Origin of the sequence: Kineococcus rugosus, assembly GCF_050871975.1 — a bacterium.
Taxonomy (GTDB): Bacteria; Actinomycetota; Actinomycetes; order Actinomycetales; family Kineococcaceae; genus Kineococcus.
On record NZ_JBJLSJ010000084.1, the window covers coordinates 1 to 1081 of the forward strand.

Below are 1081 nucleotides of genomic sequence, written 5' to 3' on the forward strand. Positions count from 1 at the left end.
TGTACCCGGCCAGGACGTTGGTGACAGCGCGGCGGCTTGAACGCAGGAGGACCTCCGAGTGGGGTGTGACTTGTCGAAGGTCCACATCCACCCGGAGGTCCTCGTGGCCCACGCTAACGCCCGCACCACCGTCCATGGCCGGCTGCTGATCGTCAGCCGTCACCAGCAGGGCTGGGCTCAGGCCCATATCGCTGCTGCGATGGGCGTCTCCCGCAAGTGCGTCCGCACCTGGATCACCCGGTACGAGGCTGAAGGCCTCAACGGCCTGCGGGACCGCTCCAGCCGCCCCCACCACTCACCTACTCGCACCTCCGGCGACGTGCAGGCCAAGATCGTCGAGCTGCGCCAGCGCGAACGCCTCGGACCCGACGAACTGGGCGCCCAACTCGGCGTCCCGGCCCGGACGGTCTCGCGAGTCCTAGCCCGCCACCAGATGCCGCACCTGTCAGCGCTGGATCCCATGACCGGACAGCTGCTGCGCTCGTCCAAGGCGACCGCGGTCCGCTACGAGCGCGCCTATCCCGGTGCGTTGGTGCACATGGACGTCAAGAAGATCGGTCGTATCCCCGACGGCGGCGGCTGGCGCGCCCTGGGACGAGCCGAACGGGAAAAGACCCGCAGCCGCAACACCAAGATCGGCTACGACTACGTTCACTCCCTGGTCGATGACCACTCCCGGCTGGCCTACTCCGAGATCTTGCCCGATGAGAAAGGCGCTACCTGTGCCGCCTTCTTGACCCGAGCAGCGGCCTCCTTCGCCGCCTGCGGCATCACTCGCATCGAGCGGCTGATGACCGACAACGCCTGGGCCTACCGGTACTCCCTGCGCGAGGTCTGTGCCGCGCTGGGCATCGGGCAGAAGTTCATCCGTCCGCACTGCCCGTGGCAGAACGGGAAGGTCGAGCGGCTGAACCGGACCCTGGCCACCGAGTGGGCCTACCGCCGCGCCTATGCCAGCAATGCCGAACGCGCCGCCGCGCTTGCTCCGTGGCTGGAGCACTACAACACTCAACGGCGTCACAGCGCACTCGGTGGCCTTCCTCCGCTCAGCCGCCTGTCACCAACGTGATGGCCGAGTACA

At 67.8% G+C, this 1081-nt stretch carries 1 protein-coding gene; it reads left to right on the plus strand.

What is annotated here, in order from left to right; translation table 11 throughout:
* Positions 1-103: 103 nt before the first annotated feature.
* On the plus strand, positions 104-1069 hold the full coding sequence (locus tag ACRYM6_RS22980) for an IS481 family transposase (protein WP_432545211.1): 966 nt from the start codon (positions 104-106) through the stop codon (positions 1067-1069).
* Positions 1070-1081: the final 12 nt, after the last annotated feature.